Genomic DNA, 2,249 nt, shown 5'->3' with positions numbered 1-2,249 from the left:
CCCCCGGCGGGGCCCACTCCCCGGTGTCCGGCGCGTCCCACCATTCGGCCGGCACCTCCACCCGGTACCGGGCCGCCCCGGCGAAGTCGGCGTCCACCGGCGCCGAGGCCCGACCCGCCGACCCGCCCCACCGGGGCGGTGGGGGCACCGCATCGGCCCGGGTGCACCGCGGGCGCACGGGGGGTGGTGGCGCGGGGAGCGACAGCCGAACCGACCGGAAGCCCCCGACGGTCCCCTCGGGCACGGGCCCCGACTCCGCGGCGGGGCCGCTCACGCCCGCCGGTGCGGGCAGCAACGACAGGCGGGTGTCCCGCCGCGGCGTCTCCCCCGGCTCACCGGATCGGCCCGGCACCTCCCCCGGGTACAGGCGCAGCACCTCCGCCTCCCCCCGTCCCCCGGCCCCGGGGTCCCGGTCCACCACCACCGGTCCGTCGGCGAGGGCCAGCCGCTCGACCCCGGCCCAGCGGATCCGGTACAGGCGCTCGGCGTTCCCCGCGTCCAGGACCAGGAGCCGGGCGGTGGTGCCGTCCGGGCCGCGCACCGTGAACAGCGCCCCCGGCCCCGGCTCCTCCACCACGTGCACCCGCGCGCGGGGGCCGGGCCCGGCGCCGGCCCCCGCGCCGACGGCACGGGCCGGCCCCTCCAGGGAGGTCCCGGCCGCCGTGGCGATCCGGACCGGAACGCCCGGATCGGCCGCCAGGACGGTGAGCGGTCCCCCCGAACCGGCGTCGGCCTCCAGCCGGGTCACCGGCCGGGCGGTCGCCCACTCCAGGCTTGGCCCGCCCGGGGTCGCCCCGGCACCGGGCTCCCCCGCTTCCGCCGCGGAACCCAACGCCAGGCCCAGCGGCCACAGGGTGTGGATGCCGGCCGGGATGTCGACGGGCACGTCCGGCAGCACCGCGGTGCGCCCCTCCAGCGCCACCGAGAAGCGCACCCCCGCGTGGTCGGGCAGCGGCTCGTGCGGCTGGTGGTTGATCACGAAGAGGAAACCGGAGTCGCCGCGCGAGCGGACCGACCAGCGGAGGGTGTCGCGGTCGTGCAGGCCGGTGGGGGTGCGGTCGGGGAACCGGGCGGGCATCGTCGCCAGGTCGGCGCCCCACTCCCGCAGGAACAGGTGGTGCAGCCGCAGCGCGTGGTGGTGCGGCCTGATCTGCCCGGCGGTGCCGATGGGTGCCTGGAAGTCGTAGTCCACCAGCGGCATGTCGTTGGGGTAGTCGCAGGCGTGCGACTCCTGGTTGGGCAGTTCCGTGTCCCGGTACTGCTCGGCCCCGTGGTAGACGTAGTAGCCCTGCCAGACCGAGCCCGAGGCGAGCTTGTTCAGGGCGAGCGCGGAGACGTCGGCGGGCCGGATCAGCGGCCGGCGGTGGTAGGCGATCGCCATCCCGCCGCCGAGTTCGCAGGTGGCGAAGGGGTGGAGGTCGGGATCGGGGCCGGGGTCGGCCTCCCGGCCGGGCGGGGGGACCGGCCGCAGGTCGGCCCCGATCGCGTGGTCGTCGCGGATCGGGCCGGGGATGTAGTGGCGGGTCGCTCCGGTCGCGGGACCGGCGTCCCCCTCCTCCCAGAAGGCCTCCGGGTAGCCGCCGTACAGCGGCAACACCTCGCCCTCCGGCAACCGGGCGCCGCCCCACGCCGTGGCGGTCCACAGCGGGGCGGAGATGCCGCACTCCTCCGCGATCCGGCGCAGGCCGGCGAGGTGGTCGGGGTCGTCGTACAGCTCGTTCTCGACCTGCACCGCCACCACGGGGCCGCCGTCGTCGTACGAGGTGCCGCGCACCCGCTCGCCCAGGGCGGTGAACCAGCGGCGCACCAGCGCGAGGTAGGCGGGGTCGTCGGTGCGCGGGGCGCGGACCCGTCCGGGAACCCACTCGGGCAGGCCACCGTTGCGGCACTCGCCGTGCGCCCACGGCCCGATCCGCAGCACCACCTCGAGTTCCAGTTCGGCGCACAGGTCCACGAAGCGGCGCACGTCGAGCGAGCCGTCGAAGCGGAAGCGGCCGGGACGCTCCTCGTGCTGGTTCCAGAAGACGTAGGAGGCGACGGTGTCCACGCCCCCGGCGCGCATCAGCAGCAGCGACTCCCGCCAGGAGGACACGGGGCGGCGGGAGAAGTGGTACTCCCCCGTCACCGGGATCCGGGGACGTCCGCCGCGCCGCACCGAGCGGGCGTCCACCCCGATCGGCGGGCGGGAACCGCCGGGCCGGGACCCCATCCGCAGGTGCGCGGAGGGGGCCGGGGGCACGGTCGCGCCG

At 77.5% G+C, this 2,249-nt stretch carries 1 protein-coding gene; it reads right to left on the bottom strand.

Features of this window, described 5'->3' with window-relative positions:
- Positions 1-2,249, bottom strand: a 2,249-nt coding sequence (locus tag FOE67_RS30165) for a beta-galactosidase (protein WP_182666797.1), incomplete at both ends; no start/stop codon positions are given.

This window comes from Streptomyces calidiresistens (assembly GCF_014141525.1).
Lineage (GTDB): Bacteria > Actinomycetota > Actinomycetes > Streptomycetales > Streptomycetaceae > Streptomyces > Streptomyces calidiresistens.
Note: the sequence above shows the minus strand (reverse complement) of the source record. Positions and strands in the feature narration are given on the sequence as shown.